This window comes from Glycomyces algeriensis, from assembly GCF_027622855.1.
Taxonomy (GTDB): Bacteria; Actinomycetota; Actinomycetes; order Mycobacteriales; family Micromonosporaceae; genus Glycomyces; species Glycomyces algeriensis.
Map to the genome: position 1 here is coordinate 83,559 of NZ_JAPZVR010000011.1, position 16,529 is coordinate 100,087.

Below are 16,529 nucleotides of genomic sequence, written 5' to 3' on the forward strand. Positions count from 1 at the left end.
GCTTTCTGCTAGCGGAGCGCACAAAGCCCGGACCAGGGTTCAGCTGGTCCGGGCTTTCGCGTGTTCGTGACGGGTTCGGTTGGCGGCCTAAGCGGTGCCGGCCTGGCGGCGGAACTGGTCGATTTCTTCCTCGATCTCGGCGATGCCTTGGTGGCCCCAGCCTTCGAGGTGGGCACGGATGACTCTGGCGGCGAGTGCGCCGTCGAGGGACCCGTCAGAAGCGACGGGGAGGTTAATGATTCGCGGGTTGACCGATGGGAAGTCCTCGATGATGGCGGTGTCGCCGCCGCGGTAGGTGATGGCGGCGTACTCGCCGGAGTCGATGGCCGCTTCCGCCTCGGAGGACTCGGGCCGGAGGAAGGCGTAGCCCTCGGCCTCGAAGTCATCACGGATCGCGTCGCGCAGGTCGGTGAGACCGGTGTAGATCATCGGGTAGTACATAGTAGAATCCTTTCGCTGAGTCGCGTTGTTGTGGAATCGAATTGGGACCGGTAGGGAGCGGATCAGCGATGCTCCCGCCTGGTAGCGCGGTCTACGCCGGGGTGTTGGCGGCGGCGTAGTACTTGGCGGCCTGCTCGGCCATGGCGGCGGGCAGGTTGATGACGGCTTGCACGTCGGCGGCGGTGATGGTGCGGCCGGCGTCGGCGAGTTCAGCGGCCCGGGTTTCGAGCTGTTGGAGCATCGGCGCCGGGAGCTTCGGGGGCCGCATCGTGGCCGGCGGGGTCGGCGAGGTCGAGGCGGCGACGGGCGGCAGGCTCGGTGAGACTGGCGCCGGGGACCGGCCGAAGTCGGCTTCGAAGTCCGCGACCGTGACCGGTGAGGAGACCGGAGCCGGGGTCGGCTTGACCGGGACCTCGCGTGCGGCCCGCTGCTCGGCTTCGGCGTTGAGCGCGGCGATCTGGGCGAGGACCTTTGCCCGTGCGATCGCGAAGCGGTCTTGGACGACGGGCATGACCTCGGCGAGGCAGAACACCAGGCCCGGGAAGGCCACATGCAAGACCTTCTCGACCGTCGTTCCGTCGAGGGAAGAGAGCACGTTCATCGCGAGTGTGGATCCGAGCAGGGCCCACTTGGTGAAGGTGACCCAGTTTGACTCGATGGCGATGCCGCGCATGAGCATGGCCGCTTCCCACCGCAGTACGGTGATGAGCATTCCGGCGAGAGCAGGTTCGACGGCCCACGCGCCCCACCACATCGGGTCAGTGATGTGCAGGCCCTCGGCGATGAAGTCGTGAACGCCGACCGTGGTGTAGCCGAGCCCGACCGCCAGAAAGAACCACAGTGACCCCGTGATCGAGGCCCGGAACCGGTCCAGCTCCACGACCTTCAAGTACGGGTCGTCAGCGATCCGATGGACCTGGCGAGCCTCCCCGACCTTCTTCCGGAGCTTCGCGACCTTCTTCGCCTCCTCCTCGGCCTCCTCGGATGCTTTCCCTTGTCTTGCAACCATCTTCGTCTCCTCCTTTCAGGAGTCATGTCGGTTCGACGATTCGGTGAGTCGCGGGGTTAGAGGCGGTCGTCCAGGAGCAGGTTGTAGGCGTCGGCCAGGATCGTGTTGTGGTCGAAGCCGAGCCGGTCGCGCAGGGCCGCTTCGATGTCAAACCACCCGGCAGCGGCGGCATCGTCTCCGGCTGTGAGGTTTCCGGGCAGGTTGGTGAGGTGAGCGGCGTAGACGGCCGTGATCACGCGGGCCCGGGGATCGCGGTCGAGATCGTCGTAGAGGTTGACCGCGCGGAGCGCATCCGGGTGGAGGTCGAGGCCGGTCTCTTCGCGCAGCTCGCGGACAGCGGCGTCCTTGGCCGTCTCGTGGGGCTCGACATGGCCGCCGGGGAAGACCTTGCATCCCTTGAACGGGGCCTTGCCACGTTCGACCAGGAGCACGTTGCCGTCATAGAAGACGACGACATCGGCAGCGAACCGGTAGGACTCGCGGTCATCAGTTTTGTTGGTGGACATGGGTTCTCCTTCGCAATGGTGGATAGTGGATGGTCAGGCGACGAGGCGCAGGTGCGATCCGCCCTGCTCTTCGTGGCCGTCGCGTTCGGCGAGGACGTGCTTGACGAGGCCTTCAAGATCGGCGTCGGTGGCGTAGGCGGCCCGGACTCGCAACGGCGTGCGGGTGCGCTCGGCGACCTTGAAGCCGATGCCGGCCGTGGCCGGGATGTTCGGGATCTCGTCAGCGAGAGCGCCACGCATCCGGGCGCCGTCGCCCAGGACCATCTCGGGGTGGACAGCTGCGGTGACCCGCAGGCAGATCCGGAGCGTGAACAGGTCGCGGACCGGCACGGTGTCTTTCGTGGGTTCCTGGACGGCGCCCCACATCAGGTGGCCGGTCGCGCGGCCTTGGGAGCCGACGAGGGCCATGCCCTGGCGGTTGCGCATCATGCGCGTGCGGTCCGAGCCGTAAGCCAGGACCGCGCCCAGCTCATCCACGATCAAGATGTTGAGCGGCGTTTCCACGCTGGGCGTGAACTTCCGAAGTCCCTGCTCGTGGAGCTTCGCCTGGGTGGCCTGCTGGTCTTCCAGGAACTCCGAGACGACCTCAGCGGAAGCCTCTTCGCCGGAGGCGTAGCGGTGGGCGATCGGAGCGGCGGCGTTCAGCTCGACCTGCTTGGGGTCGCACAGCCACAGCCGGACCGAGCCCTCGGCGATCATCGGCGCGAGCGTGAACAGCGGCGCCCACAGCACCGAGTTCTTCCCCGAACCAGTCGCGCCCGAGACCAGCATGTGCTTGTCGGACATGTCCTCGGTCCACTCCCGGCCGAACTCGTCGAAGCCAAAGTGCACGCGAGCCAGGTCGACCTCCTCGACCGTCGCCGGGATCTCCGGAGCCGGGATCGTGTACGTGAACGGCTCCCGCCGCTGGACGATGAGCGCGATCTTCCGCGGGGCGAGCTTCTCAACGGTGACCCGCTCGGCGTTGAAGCACGCGGCCAAGACCTCGGCGGCGTCCATCCAGTGCTTGACCGTCTGGCCCTTGAGGATCTTGATCCACACCGTCTCCACAGCCGAGGAGTACGAGCGCAGCCGCAGAATCCGAGGAACCAGGAGTTCGCCGGTCGAGGGATGCTCGCGGACCAGGTTGGCTTCGCGCATGTTCCGTCGCCAGGCAGGGCCGGTGTAGGTGGCCGACAGCCAGCGGCGGCGCAGATTCCGCAGATGCGGCAGCACGAGCTGGTCGAAGGAGTCGGGGTGCGCCCGGCCCCAGGCGACGGCAGCGGCGAGTGTCGAACCAGCGGCCCAAGCGGTGACCTCAGGAGCGGTCGCGGCGGCGTAGCCCAGTGCCGGCACGGTCGTGGTGATGAGCGGGTGGCGACCGACCCAGGCGGCGGCCTTCCATTCCAGACCAGTCTTGCGTTTGGACTTCGAGTGGTTTTCGGACATGACAAGTACCTCCCGCCTAGTGGCGTGATTTGTTGAGTAGCAATAGGATTCGTGCAATTCGGCGGATGTGACCGCCCCCTCGGACCCCGTAGTGCCGAGGGAGGATCAGACCGGCCGAAGCGGGTCTAGAGCAGGTCGAACAGGTCTTCCCCGTCAGGGGTGAAGCGGGCCGCTTCATCGAGCAGGACCGCGAGGACCGCGACCGAGCCCGCGAAGCGGGTGTGCGCAGCATTGAGGCCCAGCCCCTTGTCGGGGACCTTCTTCATCGCGTCGCGCAGGTTCGACATGGCGACGTTCAGCGTCGCGTTGATCTCATCGACCTTGGCAGTGGTCAGCATGCGTTGTCTCCCTTGATTTCTCGGAGCCTTAGAGGCTCCACTCCCAGGTCTTGAGCTTCGATTCGTGGCGGACGATCGCGACCCGCAGTGAGGCGAGGTCGCCGAAGGCGTCCTGGAGGGCCTTCTTCAAGACCTCCTTCTCCACCGCCTGCCACGCACCCGAGGAGCCCTCGGGGACGTAATCGGTGATGGCCTTGTCGACGTCCTCGAACGCGAACCGGACGCCGTCGAGGTTGCCCATCAAGGCCGCGTACTTCTTGGCGGATCGGGCGTTCGTCCCGAACCAGTCGATCTTCTCCATCGGCGTTGACCTCCAGATGTGTTGGTGCCGAAGCAGATCACCAGGCGGTGACCACAAACCCCCACCAGCCCGGACCCCGGGTTGATGGAGGAATGACGCCACCGATCAGCGTCTAGGCGCGGAAGATGAACCGCGCCCACGCCCGGCGAAGAAACCAGACGTTCAGCAGGACCGAACCCAGCAGCGCCAGAACCAGCACCACAACAAACAGCTCCACCCACACTCACCTCCTCTCGTTTCCGTTGGGGCCGTTCACATTGACCAGCCCTGGACCAGCTTCGGGATGCAGTCGGCCTCGTAGGCGTCGACGTAGCCCCAGACCGTGAACCGCTGCCCGAACTTCAGGCAGTCGGCTTGGATCTTCACTTCCCCGGTACCGGCGGGTTCGGCTTCGACCGTGCCGTCACCGCAGATCTCGGCCCACTCGCAGACCGAATAGCGGACCATCGCCAGCAGGTAGCCCCTAGGGCATCCGTAGGCCCACCGCCATTCCGAAGGGAGCGGCAGGCCGGGGCACTCGCGGGCGAAGAAGTCGTTCAGCTGGTGCGTGGCGAACTGGTCCGCCTCGCTCCGGCCGGGCCGGTTGCGTTCCTGCTTGATGAGGCTCGACATCCGCGATTCAGCGTCAGCCCATGCCTTCACTTCGCGCTGTTCCTTGGCGTGCAACGTCTCTCGCATAACCTCAGCTCCTTTCAGGGTTGAAGGGCTGCTCACAGCAGCCCGGAGGGATTGAGCCGGAACCACGGCTCGACATCGTGTTGATCGGCGACGCATTCGACGTGGACGACATGGCCGGCAAGCAGGTGCCGGGCGTACAGGACGACCTCAGGGGGCGGGCCGAACTCGAAACCGGGGTCGGCGCCGGTGGCATCGCACCAGTCGGCGAAGTCGCGCACCGACCCGTAGCCCTCGAAGACGCCGATCAGCTCGCGATCGGCGATCCACCGCGGTTGGACCGTCCCGTCAGGCAGCACCTCGGTGAGGGCCTGACGGAACAGTGCGTTCACGGCGTGCGGTTCTCGCGAGGCCGCGACCTTGGCGACCTCGGCGGCGAGCACGTTCGCCTTCACAGCCCGTGGGCCTCGAGATCTTCTTCGGAGGCGAAGGCGCAGAGGTAGACCTTGATGCCCTGGATCTCGATGATCGTGAAGACCTTCGAGTCCCGGCTGTAGAAGGAACCGGCCTCGTGGTCGACCTCGATCTCCCCGCCGTACTGGTCGGCGAACTCCCGCAGGTCCCGGAACGAGTCGAGCGTGCCCTTCAGCTCGAACTGGCCGAAGTAGTAGCGCGGTTCGACCAAGCCCAGCTCGGACAGCTGGCGGTTCACGCGAGCCCGTGCTTCACCTTCAAACGGATTGAAATCCCGCAATGCTTTCTCCTTATCCGGTGACCCGCACATCGACGTTCGACGTGCACAAACCTCCACGGAGTCGCAGCTCCTTCCTTGTGCCCGTGGAGGAATGAACCCGGCGACCGCGACACGATGTGTCTATTGCGGACGGCGAGTCAGCCCGGAAAAAGGCAAGCTCAAACACACTGTTGAATTCAGAAACAACTCGCCAGCGAAGGGAACCGTGCGACATCCCGTCAGCACCGAACGCACCTCACCGGCCCCGTGCCCTTGCCGGACTCAAACCGGCCGCCCCGTCAAAACCCGGGGAAGGCCACCAGGCAGCGCCAGCTACCGAGATCAGCCGTTGGCGGGCACGAGGCCCTGTGCGCGGAACTTGAGCCCGACGAAGCGGTCGCCCTTGCCGGAGGTGAAGTCGGTCAGCGAGACCGTGGCGCGATCGAGCTGCACGTAGGTGCCCTCCTCGAACTCCTGCTCCGGCTCGCGGGTGAACTCGACCTTGATCTCCTCACCCTTCGCGCGCTTCCCGTGCGGGCCGGCTTCGCGGGGCTTAGCGAACAGCGAGACCACCCAGATCGGGTCATCGGTGCCATAGACGGTCGCGACCCGGGAGACGCCGGAGTCATCGGTGAAGGACTTGATCTCGGGCAGCTCGGTGACCATGAGCTTGTAGCCCTCAAGGTTGCAAGGAATGTTCTGCATGTGAGTGACCTCTTTCCGTAGCTCCGCGGGACCACCCCTGGAGCAAAACCGGGATCGGTGATCCCAGCGGGTCAAATCTGGCCTAGGCCACTTTGGCTTAAGCCAGTTATATCACACACGATCTCGGCGGCGCAAGCATCTGGCTCAAGCCAGTTGAGATATGCTGGCTAGCGAGGTGAAAGAGATGAACGAAGAAGTGCCACAAGCAGCAGAAACGACGACCGAAGCCGTGGAGCAGGACCTGCCCCCGCGCCGCGTCATGGCGAACAAGCTCCGGGCCGACATCCTGAACGGAGAGCTCCCGCCGGGCAGCCCCCTGCCGTCTCAGCGAGAACTGGCCGAGAAGTACGGCGTTGCCCGCAACACCGCAGCCGAGGCCGTCAAGATTCTGGAGTCCGAGGGCCTGATCGAGAGTCGGAACCGGGCACGCCCGAAGGTCCGCGAGCGGCGCCGGCTGCTGCGCCTGGGTGCCGAGCGGTACTCCAACCGCCTCCGGAACGAGACGGGCCTGTCGCCCTTTCGCGCCGAAGTCGAGAAGCAGGGCAAGACCGCGCGGGTCAACTGCACGTCAATCGAGCGCGTGCCGGCACCCGAGGAGATCGCCGAGCGCCTCGACCTCCCCGCCGACGACGACACCGTGGTCCGCCGCGAGAACTGGTACTTCGCCGACGACGAACCCGTGCAGGTCGGCATCACCTACATCCCCTGGGCGATCGCCGAGGGAACGGTGCTCGCCGACTCCCCCAACATGGGCAAGGGCAGCCTTTACGGCCGCTTCGAGGACCGAGGTCACCGCATCACGTGGATTCGCGAGGAGATCGGCTCTCGGATGCCGACCCCAGAGGAAACCAAGGGTCTCGCGATCCCTGCCGGCGTTCCCGTCATTGACGTCATTCACACCGGCATCGATCAGGACGAGAAGCCCTTCGAGGTCACGACGTTCACCATGCGCGCCGACTTGAACGGCCTGGACTACCGAATCCGCATCGAGGACTGAATGAGCCCACGCCTCGCAGGGACCGCCCGCGTCGCAGCCCTCGCACTCCTCTGGGGCTCCGGCTTCCTCTGGATCAAGATCGGCCTCGAGGGCTTCACCCCCATCCAGATCACCCTCTTCCGGATGGCACTCGGGGCCGCGGTCCTCCTCGTGATCCTCCGACTCAGCGGCCTGAGCCTGCCTCGAGACCGCAAGACCTGGGGACACCTCACCGTCGCCGCGTTCTTCGGCAACGCCCTGCCATACCTGCTCTTCGGCATCGGCGAACAGACCGTCTCCTCAACAACGGCCGGCGTCATCAACGCGAGCACCCCGCTCTGGACCGTTCTGATCACTGTCCTCGCCTATCGCAACGGGACCTCGGCACGACGAAACGCCTGGAGCCTCATCATCGGCTTCGCAGGCGTTCTACTGATCTTCTCCCCCTGGAACCACACCTCGGAGATAGCAAGCTGGGGAGGTCTCGCGTGCCTCGGTGCCGCAGCCTCCTACGGCGTCAGCTACGTGTACATCGGCAAGTTCCTGGTCAAGAAGGACCTCGGCGTCCTGCGCATGGCGACAGGCCAACTCATCAGCGCCACCGCCCTCACCCTCGCGATGATCCCCCTCTTCGGATGGACTCAACCAAGTTGGGAACCCATCCCCATCCTCGCGGTCCTCATCCTCGGCACCCTCGGCACAGGCATCGCCTACATCCTCAACTACAGAATCATCACCGACGACGGCCCTACAGCAGCCTCGATCGTTGTTTATCTGCTCCCAGTCGTAGCGGTCGCCCTCGGTATCGCAGTGCTCAGAGAGGTTCTTGAATCCCAGACCATTGCTGGTACAGCGCTCGTTCTCCTGGCAGCGCATCTCAGAAAGCCGGAACCCAGCCAGCAACTGACACATCGAAAGCCTGTTTAACCGGTCGACATACCTCCGGGACGCAGAATCTCATACGCAATTTCCGCATCAAGCTCCAAGTATTCATCTTCATCCCCGATGATACGAACCACACGTGGCGGGTGTGGAAGTGGATCCAGGCTTCGACTGAATACGAGCGTCTGAACTTCTTGTCGAAGAGTTTCAGGCATTCCAGGCATAAGCTGTTCCGCTACAGAAACTATATTTGGACAGAACAGCCGCGCTTTCTTCCAAACATCAAGAGGGGTAATATCGCCCTCTTCATTCACAAATGCGGCGCAAATAGCGTATATCCAAAGCTGGGCGTTCGATTGGCAGATCCAAGCCGCCACCAGCAGATACTTGAAGCTCAAATTGAGGTCATCTTCCACGTTCGAGAGCTTCACCCAAAGCCGTGGATCGAACGCATCCCATGATTGCATTGCATCGATGATCTCTGCGGAGCTGACATCGGATACTTCGATTCGATTCAATAGTTCGTCAGGAACGGGCTTCCGCATCTGGGTAGAAATCTGCACCGTCAGATACAACGTCTCAGCCACCAAAGGAAAGACCTTAGCTCCGATTGCATAATATTCAGGCAGATCTGAAGAAAGCATGTGAGACAGATTCGATGCTTCTTCGTATTTTCCCATCTCAATTAGCACTAGAGCGAGCAAGAATTGCGCTTCTGGAACTCCGCCTACATCTATAGCTCGGCGATAATCAGCTTCCGCTGAACTCAATTCATCCAGCTCATAAAAAGCCGCACCTCGCTCGCGGAAGATATAGCCACGCAATTCATAGGTTCTATCGGTTTCCAGCGCTCGAGTGAAAGAGTCTCGCGCTCTTTCATAGTCCCGAGCAGCTCGATGTTTCTGGGCAATAATGTACCAGGTACGACCAGCTTTTCGAAGGTTTCCAAGCTGTTCCTCAATTACTGCCAAACGCTCCAGCAAGAATAGAATTCTTGCATGCTGATCCATATTTAGATCCACAACACTGCGATGCATGGCAATAAGGCCGAGAAGCCGGGTCGCATAATCTCGTATCTCATCCACCGGGGACTCGGATGTCACCTCAATCAAGGGCAGAGCATCTGGCAGGCGATCCGCAAAGATGAGAGCTTCAGCCAATTTACACCCCAGCTCGGACTCCTTCAACAAAGGACTCGAGGTAGGTACGTACCGAAGCACTTCAATTGTTTGCGAAGCCAAGCCGAGTCTGGCGAAGATGGCGCTAATGACGAGCAAAATATCTGCGGCCAGAATCCTAGGTGCTTCCTCACCAGAGTACTGATTGCGGATGTCATGAATTGTCATACTGGCGATGTCCGCTGGGAAGGTTACCGCAATCTCATTCTTGAGTACTTCCACTTCAATAGAAGTCCCATCTTCATTCGAGTCCGTCGAAAGAACGCCGTCACAATTTCGAATTATCGAGATCAGATGGAAATTCAGTCGTTCAGTATCAACACCCGTAATCGAACGCGATACGAGTCGCACCGGTACACGACCATTTATACTGCGAGCGCGAAATGCTCGCACGTATGCGAGCTCTGATTCAATCCGGATATGCGACTTTGAAGAGAGACGGTCTTTCGGCGAGAATTTGAAGGTCGACGAGACCTTAGGAAACTTCCTCGGATGAGGGTCATAAGAATGAGCCCACCGAGCATGGACTCGATCATTCTTTGCACAATAAAGTACTATCAAAACGGGCGAGTCCAGTTTCAGCCAGTATGAAAGTGTCGAGGACTTCACCCGTACAAATGGGCTTTTGTCGCCGAAGTCTGCATCAGTTCCTTTAAGCTGAACCTTAAATGTAATCCCCGTCGCCTGGCCATCTTCAAATATTTCAACCTCTTTGTCGACACCGTAATCGCTCAGCACCTCTCGAACTACCCAAGTTGCAGGAATCAGCTTTCGAAAGGCAAGTTCGGATTCGGTCTCCAGAACGTGCTCTCTCGGACGACGAGGCATTTTATTCATTTGCCACCTTCTACGCCAAGCGTGCGCTCAATAGTAGTACAGATCGGAATATCGCCCTCGAACCCAAATGAGATCAGGTACTCAATTCCTCTGCTGTCAACTAGGCGAATTGTCCACTTGTTTTCATCAGCCTCTCTCCTCTCGGAAACTAGCCTAAGAGATTCAAAGGATCCATCATCGAGTCCTTGAATTTCCAAAGCATTCCCGAATCGCGATTGTATGATCCATTTTGCTCTAGCTACTGCTTCTTCCGCCGTAAATTCCGGACTCCAGTACTCCGACCTCGTTCGGCATTGCCGCTGCCAGTCTCGGAGTTTGCTATACAGCTCATTTACCGCCGCGCCGATGACCGCGGATCCTACGGAGCTCGTTATATACAAAACAATTGAGAGGTGCTCACCGCTGTCCGCTCCCCAACTAGTGCGGCCTCCCCTTATGTCGATTCTGTGAGCCACTTTCGCATTACCGTCGTACGTGAGTTCCTCAAGTTGAGGACGCAGCTTCTGGATCTCATCCGTGGGGAGAGCCAGGTCTTGTCCCCACATGCGCAAAGGTACACAGCCTAGCCAATCCGTCTCACATACCGCAATTCGAACTTCAGTGGTCTCGATCCATTCTTCTTCCATAGCTGGACCTCCTAAGCCGTTATCTTCATTTTGACACAGTCGATTCGTTTAAGCGACCCTCCGGTTGTCATAGCTTCCTCAATGCACCGGTTCAAACTTTCTATACGTCATCAAGGGCGCGCTTCGCGCGCCTGGCGCTCGCCGCTCGCCCGGGGCGTGCGGCCTCCGGCCGTTCCGCGGGCGGCGGCGGCGCCAGCGAGACGGACTAGACGAAGAACAGCCGACATGGAGCAGGACGCCGGACCGGGTGGGCGCAGGGGCGCCAGGGCAGCGACGAGGAGACCGTAGCGGGCCCGGGCCGCTGTCGGCTCTCCAGCGAGCGCTCATGGCGGTGTAGACCCGTTCACCGTCTCGGGAGAGGTCGACACGAACGTAGTCAGCCACCGCCTCGGAAGCGGCCCGTGGCGGTCGGCGGCACCGCCGTAGGATCGGCGAGGGCTACTTGCCGCCGCAAGCGTCGGCTGCGGCAAGGCTCAAGGCTCCCAGTGGGCCAGGTCAGGGACGGATCGGTAAAGGACCGGGAGAGCGCATGACGAGCGATTGGCGGTTGATGGGTCAGGAACCTTGGCTCGCCGGCCGCGCGTTCGTTCTTCGGGCATGGCGTGCCCCGCGACCGGAATGGGATCACGATCTCTGTGCGTTCTGTCAGGCCAAGATCGGAGCCGTCGATTCCGGAGCCGAGTTCAGCACCGCGTTCGTGACCGCCGACGACGAGTACACCTGGGTGTGCCCGGCTTGCTTCGAGGACTTCCGCGCTCAGTTCTCCTGGACTGTTGACGAGTAGCCGGGACGGGCCGTTTCTGGGCCGTCTCGGGGCCGTGGGGCCGTCTCTGGGCCGTCTTAGGGCCACCGTTATCCACCAAGTTTCACCCGGAGCACCCCGGCTAAAGTGCTGGTAGACGGGCTATCACGCCATCTGAGCAGTGGTGGCGTGAAACGGCGCACGCTACCCGGCGTATCGGTCGGCTCGTTCCCTTCAGGCTTTGAGTGAGGACCCCTTTGATCGAGGTCATGGCGGCGTCGCGTCCCGGTGGGGCGGCGGCGAATGAGGATTTTCATCTGGTCGGCGACGGGTGGGCGCTGGTGCTGGACGGCATCACGCGGTACCCCGACGACGGCTGCGTGCACGACGTGCCGTGGTACGTGCGGCTGCTCGGGACGGCGATCGCGGCGCGGATCGGCGAGGCCGATCTCAGGACTGCGCTCGCGCAGGCGATCGATGCCGTGAACTCGCTGCACGCCGGCGGCTGCGACCTGGCGAACCCGGTGTCGCCGGGTGCGACGGTGGCGATCGTGCGGCGGGTGGGGGATCGGGTCGAGTGGCTGGTCCTTGGGGACTGCGCCATTGCGATGCGGGACCGGGACGGCGGGGTCGCGGTCGAGTCGGACGGGCGGCTCGCCGGTCTGGCGGGGACGCCTGCGGCTGTCGACGTGGCCGGGGTCTGGCGTTGGCCGGTCGAGTACGTGGCGAGTGTGCGCAACCGCGAGGGCGGCTTCTGGGTGGCCTCGGCCGACCCGGGGGCGGCGGACCGGGCGTTCACGGGTTCGTGGCCGCGGGAGCGGGTCGGCGAGGTGCTGCTTTGCACTGACGGGCTGACCCGGCTGGTCGAGCGTTACGGGCGCGAGTGGCCGTCGCTGTTCGAGTCCGGTGTGGAGGGCCTCATCGACCTGGTGCGAGAGCTGGAGACGGACGACACGCGGTTCCTGCCGCAGTCGAAGCGGCACGACGACGCGACGGCCGTGCGGCTGCGCTGGGGCTAGGGCAGCGAGCGGGCGAATGGGCCGGAGACCGGTCCGATCCGCAGGACTAAGCGAGCGGCCCGAGCTTGTAGTGGGCCAGGAGCTTCGCGGTCGCGCGGGTCATCTCGGGGAGGTCGTCGACCGGGTGCCAGCCGGCGTCCCAGACCTCGTGGCCGTCGACGAGGATCTGCGTGGTCTCGGGGTCGCGTTCGAGGTGGAAGACGTTGTCGACCCAGCGGCCGGAGGTGTGGACGACCGCGCACGGGTTCGCCGGGACGAGCTCGGCGAGGTCGGCTTCGATGCCGGTCTCCTCGGCGAGTTCGCGGCGGGCCCCTTCGACGGGCTGCTCGCGGCGGTTGAGCAGGCCCGCGGGGAGGGTCCAGCGCTTCCCGGGAGGCTGGCGGAGCATGAGCAGGCGCTCGCGGTCGGCGTCCATGACGAGGACGACGGAGCCGAGCGTGTAGGTGGGCGTGGCGATCCGCACGATCCGGCGCCGCATCGGGTGCGGCAGGTTGTAGAACACCACTCCGACAAGGCGCCGCAGCATCGGCGCCTTCCGGCGCTGCACAGAGGGAGTCACCGCCACACCCTACCCAGGGGACCGGAGCGCCCTGCACGACGGCGTCGGGCGAACTGAGGGGTTGCCAAGGGCGGAAAGCGAAGAGGCCCGGAGCCAGAGCTCCGGGCCTCTTCCTTGCTTGGGTTACTGCGGGCCGAGCTTGCGCGTGCCCGAGTAGTACTCGAAGGTCAGGCCGCCGACGGCGAGCAGGATCGCGACGGCGCCCGCGAAGATGAGCCACGGGAGCCAGAACACGACGCCGATGCCGGCGAGGACCGCGGTCAGGGCCAGGCCCAGCGGCCAGTACGAGCCGGGGCTGAAGAAGCCGACCTCGCCCGAGACGTCGGAGATCTCGCCGTCGGGGCGGTCCTCCGGGCGCGGGTCGATGCGGCGGGAGATCACCCAGAACACCAGCCACACCATGCCGGTGAGGAGGCCGGAGAAGATCAGGCCCAGGAACCCGACCCACTCGATCTCGCCCGGCACGCCGTACGCGGGGTTCTCGTTGTACCAGGTCACGTACCCGTAGATGGCCGCGAAGATGAACATCGAGATCATCACGATGAGGAAAAGGCGGTTCTCGGTCTTCACAGCTGCTCCCCTAGCTCGCTTCGCCAGTGGCCTGGTCGGTGTCGAACGGGTGGGTCGTCGTCGCGTACCGGTCGTCGCCGGTGAAGCCGATGAGTTCAAGGGCTTCCGGCGTCGACATGCCCTCCACGCGGGCGTTCACGAAGGTCTCGTAGTCCTCCGGCGAGACGACGCGCATCTCGAAGTTCATGAACGCGTGGTAGGCGCCGCAGAGCTCGGCGCAGCGGCCGACGAAGACGCCCTCCGACTTGAAGTCGACCTCCCACTGGGTGGTCTGCGCGTCCGAGCCCGGGATGAGGTCGCGCTTGAAGAGCAGGTCGGGGACCCAGAAGGAGTGGATGACGTCCTCGGCGTTGCCGACGAAGCGCACGTCCTCCTGGTTCGGGACCACGATGATCGGGATGTAGTCCGAGTCGCCGGTCTCGGTGACGGGCTGGCCGTCGGCGCCGAGGAGCGGCTCGCAGTTCTCGTCGGAGTACGTGAACTGCCAGTTCCACTTGAACGCGGTGACGTTCGTGCAGTTCGTGGGCTCGTCGCTCATCTCGGTGACGTTGTCCTGCACGATGACCGTGTAGTAGAACAGGATGCCGATGAGCACGAACGGCAGCGCCGTGAACGTGAGCTCCGCCGGCAGGTTGTACTTGGTCTGGCGCGGCAGCTCGGTGTCGGTGTCCTTCTTCTTGTAGGCGGCGATGCACCAGAAGGTCAGGCCCCACACGATGACGCCGACCGCGAGGGCCGCGACGGTGGAGCCGATCCACAGATCGAACATCTGCTCGGACTGGGTCGTGGGGCGCGTGCGCGGCCAGCCCAGGTAGAACGCGTCGTCAAGGCTGCACCCCGCGAGCACGATCGGGAGCAGCGCGGCGATCCCGGTGAGACCTATCGCGCGGCGGGCTCGGCCGCGACGTTCTCGGGACGGTTTTCCGACCACCTGTCTCATGCCTTTCTCAGCGCTCGGCTCCGCGTCCGCCGCCGGGCGGGCGGCAAGGCGCAGATCTTGACGGCAAGAGCCTACTGCTTGGCCCGGGCCCGGAAGTGCAAGGGGTTGGGTTCGCGCCGAGATGTCTTCTACATTTGACAGGTGACCGACACCTACTTCGACGGCGCGACCGCGCAGCCGCCCCATCCGGCGGCCCGCGACGCTTATGCTGCGGCTTTGTCGGAGGGCTGGGCCGGCCCCGGCAGACTGTACACATTGGGCCGGAGGTCGCGGATGCTGCTGGACGCCGCGCGCCAGTCGGCCGCCGCCTCCCTGGGCGTGAGCCCTGATGAGGTCACTTTCACATCGAGCGGGACACAGGCCGTGCACGCGGGCGTACTCGGCGTCATCGCCGCCCGGAGCGAGCCGGGGCCGCTGGTGCACAGCGCCGTGGAGCACTCCTCGGTCCTGCACGCCGCCCAATGGCACGAGCGTTCGGGCGGGACCGCCGTCGCGGTGCCGGTGGACCGGCTCGGCCGCGTCGACGCCGATCCGCTCGCAGGGGTCGAGGACGCCTCGGTGTTGGTCGTGCAGAGCGCGAACCACGAGGTCGGGACGCGTCAGCCGATCGCGGCCGTGGCCGCGAACAGCGAGGGCGTGCCGCTGGTGTGCGACGCGGCTGCGAGCCTGCCGTGGGAGCCGGTGCCCGAGGGCTGGTCGGTGCTGGCGGCCAGCGCCCGGAAGTGGGGCGGGCTGGCCGGGGCCGGGATCCTGGTGGTGCGCAAGGGGACGCGCTGGCGCAATCCGTTCCCCGGGGAGGACTCCTCGATCCGGGAGGCGATCGGCGAGGTCGACGTGCCGGCGGCGGTGGCCGCGGCGGCGTCGCTGCGGGCGGTGACCGCGGAGCGCGGTGAGCTGTCGAAGCGGGTGCGGGCGATGACCGAGCGGATCAGGGAGCACATCGCCGAGACGGTGCCCGAGGTGGAGCTGCCGGGCGATCCGGTGGACCGCCTGCCGAACATCGTCACGTTCTCGTGCCTGGGGGTGGACGGCGAGGTGCTGCTGACGGAGCTGAACCGGGCGGGGTTCGCGGTGTCGTCGGGTTCGGCGTGCGCTTCGACGCGGCTGCGGCCGTCGCATGTGCTGCAGGCGATGGGGGTGCTGAGCCACGGGAACGTTCGGGTGTCGCTGCACCGGGAGACCACCGAGGACGAGGTGGACCGGTTCCTGGAGGTGCTGCCGGGCATCGTGGAGGGCATCCGGCGGCTGTCGCGGTAGGCCCGTGGGCGGCGCGGTAGGGCTTGCGCGCCTTCGGTTCTGAGGGGCTCTCGGACCTTGGTCTTAAGACGATGGGGATCACGGGGCGACCCTGGCCGCGTCCTATTGCACATGACTTGCAACTGTGAAACTGTGGCGACAACATTCGTACTGCCGAGAGTGAAAGAGGCGACGATGACCGTCTACACGCTGCCCGACCTGCCCTACGACTACGGTTCGCTCGAGCCGCACATCAACGGGCACATCCTCGAACTGCACCACGACAAGCACCACGCCGCGTACGTCAAGGGCGCGAACGACATGCTCGAGCGCATCGACGAGGCGCGCGACAAGGGCGACTTCTCGGGGATCGTGGGCCTGGAGAAGACGCTCGCGTTCAACGTCACCGGGCACGTGCTGCACTCCCTGTACTGGGCGAACATGAGCCCTGAGGGCGGCGGCCGGCCCGAGGGCGACCTCGCGGAGGCCATCGACGAGTACTTCGGGTCCTTCGAAGGCTTCCACGGGCAGCTCTCGGCCGCGACGACGCTCGTGCAGGGCTCGGGCTGGGGCGTGCTCTCGTATGAGCCGGTCGCGAAGCGGCTCATCGTGGAGCAGGTCTACGACCACCACGGAAACGTCGCGCAGTCCTCGGTGCCGCTGCTGGCGTTCGACGCGTGGGAGCACGCGTACTACCTGCAGTACAAGAACGTCCGCCCCGACTTCGTGAAGGCGATGTGGGAGGTCGTGAACTGGCAGGACGTGGCGGCGCGGTACGCCGCGGCCACGGCCGCCTGAGGCACCGGCCCGGGGGGGGGGGGGGGGCGGGGCGGGGCGCGGGGGGGTGGGGGGGCGGGGGGGGGGGGGGCGGGTTTGGGGCGGGGGGGT

At 64.4% G+C, this 16,529-nt stretch carries 21 protein-coding genes; 6 read left to right on the plus strand and 15 right to left on the minus strand.

Annotated elements, in window-relative coordinates; genetic code table 11:
- Positions 1-87 precede the first annotated feature (87 nt).
- From O2L52_RS18765 to O2L52_RS18810, 10 genes are all read right to left on the minus strand, one after another.
- Entirely contained in the window at positions 88-441 is a 354-nt protein-coding gene (locus O2L52_RS18765; protein ID WP_270117397.1) for a hypothetical protein, read from the minus strand.
- A gap of 91 nt (positions 442-532) precedes the next feature.
- Positions 533-1,450: a hypothetical protein gene (locus O2L52_RS18770; RefSeq protein WP_270117398.1), complete on the minus strand. Its 918-nt coding sequence runs from the start codon at positions 1,448-1,450 to the stop codon at positions 533-535.
- Positions 1,451-1,506: 56 nt separating this feature from the next.
- Positions 1,507-1,956: an NUDIX hydrolase gene (locus O2L52_RS18775; RefSeq protein ID WP_270117399.1), complete on the minus strand. Its 450-nt coding sequence runs from the start codon at positions 1,954-1,956 to the stop codon at positions 1,507-1,509.
- A gap of 33 nt (positions 1,957-1,989) precedes the next feature.
- Entirely contained in the window at positions 1,990-3,384 is a 1,395-nt protein-coding gene (locus O2L52_RS18780) for an FtsK/SpoIIIE domain-containing protein (RefSeq protein ID WP_270117400.1), read from the minus strand.
- A gap of 125 nt (positions 3,385-3,509) precedes the next feature.
- On the minus strand, positions 3,510-3,722 hold the full coding sequence (locus O2L52_RS18785; RefSeq protein WP_270117402.1) for a hypothetical protein: 213 nt from the start codon (positions 3,720-3,722) through the stop codon (positions 3,510-3,512).
- Between the two features lie 28 nt (positions 3,723-3,750).
- Complete coding sequence (locus O2L52_RS18790) at positions 3,751-4,023, minus strand: hypothetical protein (protein WP_270117403.1); 273 nt, start codon at positions 4,021-4,023, stop codon at positions 3,751-3,753.
- Between the two features lie 252 nt (positions 4,024-4,275).
- A complete protein-coding gene (locus O2L52_RS18795) occupies positions 4,276-4,701 on the minus strand; it encodes a hypothetical protein (RefSeq protein ID WP_270117404.1) in 426 nt (141 codons plus the stop codon).
- Positions 4,702-4,733: 32 nt separating this feature from the next.
- Positions 4,734-5,081 carry a hypothetical protein gene (locus tag O2L52_RS18800; RefSeq protein WP_270117406.1) on the minus strand — a complete coding sequence of 116 codons (348 nt, stop codon included), beginning with the start codon at positions 5,079-5,081 and terminating at the stop codon, positions 4,734-4,736.
- An 8-nt stretch (positions 5,082-5,089) separates the two neighbouring features.
- Complete coding sequence (locus O2L52_RS18805; protein WP_270117407.1) at positions 5,090-5,350, minus strand: hypothetical protein; 261 nt, start codon at positions 5,348-5,350, stop codon at positions 5,090-5,092.
- Positions 5,351-5,713: 363 nt separating this feature from the next.
- A complete protein-coding gene (locus tag O2L52_RS18810; RefSeq protein ID WP_270117408.1) occupies positions 5,714-6,076 on the minus strand; it encodes a hypothetical protein in 363 nt (120 codons plus the stop codon).
- Between the two features lie 259 nt (positions 6,077-6,335).
- Here O2L52_RS18810 and O2L52_RS18815 point away from each other — a divergent pair, with 259 nt between their 5' ends.
- Positions 6,336-7,073 carry a GntR family transcriptional regulator gene (locus O2L52_RS18815; protein WP_373897073.1) on the plus strand — a complete coding sequence of 246 codons (738 nt, stop codon included), beginning with the start codon at positions 6,336-6,338 and terminating at the stop codon, positions 7,071-7,073.
- Positions 7,074-7,979, plus strand: a complete 906-nt coding sequence (locus O2L52_RS18820) for a DMT family transporter (protein WP_270117410.1) — start codon at positions 7,074-7,076, stop codon at positions 7,977-7,979. It abuts the gene before it with no gap.
- On the opposite strand, the gene O2L52_RS18825 is transcribed toward O2L52_RS18820, so the two are convergent.
- Positions 7,976-9,949 (minus strand): DUF4365 domain-containing protein, encoded by a 1,974-nt coding sequence (locus tag O2L52_RS18825; protein WP_270117411.1) that lies wholly within the window; start codon positions 9,947-9,949, stop codon positions 7,976-7,978. The two genes, O2L52_RS18820 and O2L52_RS18825, sit on opposite strands and share 4 nt — an antisense overlap.
- The gene (locus tag O2L52_RS18830) at positions 9,946-10,575 is read right to left on the minus strand and encodes a hypothetical protein (protein WP_270117412.1); all 630 of its coding nucleotides are present in this window, start codon (positions 10,573-10,575) and stop codon (positions 9,946-9,948) included. The genes O2L52_RS18825 and O2L52_RS18830 overlap by 4 nt, the downstream gene beginning before the upstream one ends.
- A gap of 529 nt (positions 10,576-11,104) precedes the next feature.
- Between O2L52_RS18830 and O2L52_RS18835 the strand changes: the two genes are divergently transcribed.
- Together O2L52_RS18835 and O2L52_RS18840 are read left to right on the plus strand one after the other, a co-directional pair.
- Complete coding sequence (locus O2L52_RS18835) at positions 11,105-11,359, plus strand: hypothetical protein (protein ID WP_270117413.1); 255 nt, start codon at positions 11,105-11,107, stop codon at positions 11,357-11,359.
- A gap of 215 nt (positions 11,360-11,574) precedes the next feature.
- Positions 11,575-12,336, plus strand: a complete 762-nt coding sequence (locus O2L52_RS18840; protein ID WP_270117415.1) for a protein phosphatase 2C domain-containing protein — start codon at positions 11,575-11,577, stop codon at positions 12,334-12,336.
- Positions 12,337-12,382: 46 nt separating this feature from the next.
- On the opposite strand, the gene O2L52_RS18845 is transcribed toward O2L52_RS18840, so the two are convergent.
- From O2L52_RS18845 to ctaC, 3 genes are all read right to left on the minus strand, one after another.
- Positions 12,383-12,862 (minus strand): NUDIX hydrolase, encoded by a 480-nt coding sequence (locus O2L52_RS18845; RefSeq protein ID WP_344471324.1) that lies wholly within the window; start codon positions 12,860-12,862, stop codon positions 12,383-12,385.
- 156 nt (positions 12,863-13,018) lie between these two features.
- The gene (locus O2L52_RS18850; protein ID WP_270117418.1) at positions 13,019-13,465 is read right to left on the minus strand and encodes a cytochrome c oxidase subunit 4; all 447 of its coding nucleotides are present in this window, start codon (positions 13,463-13,465) and stop codon (positions 13,019-13,021) included.
- Positions 13,466-13,475: 10 nt separating this feature from the next.
- Positions 13,476-14,405 (minus strand): aa3-type cytochrome oxidase subunit II, encoded by a 930-nt coding sequence (ctaC, locus tag O2L52_RS18855; RefSeq protein WP_270117419.1) that lies wholly within the window; start codon positions 14,403-14,405, stop codon positions 13,476-13,478.
- 141 nt (positions 14,406-14,546) lie between these two features.
- On the opposite strand from ctaC, the gene O2L52_RS18860 reads away from it, so the two are divergent.
- Both O2L52_RS18860 and O2L52_RS18865 read left to right on the plus strand, forming a co-directional pair.
- Positions 14,547-15,662, plus strand: a complete 1,116-nt coding sequence (locus tag O2L52_RS18860; RefSeq protein WP_270117420.1) for a cysteine desulfurase family protein — start codon at positions 14,547-14,549, stop codon at positions 15,660-15,662.
- Between the two features lie 174 nt (positions 15,663-15,836).
- The gene (locus O2L52_RS18865; RefSeq protein ID WP_270117422.1) at positions 15,837-16,439 is read left to right on the plus strand and encodes a superoxide dismutase; all 603 of its coding nucleotides are present in this window, start codon (positions 15,837-15,839) and stop codon (positions 16,437-16,439) included.
- Positions 16,440-16,529 lie beyond the last annotated feature (90 nt).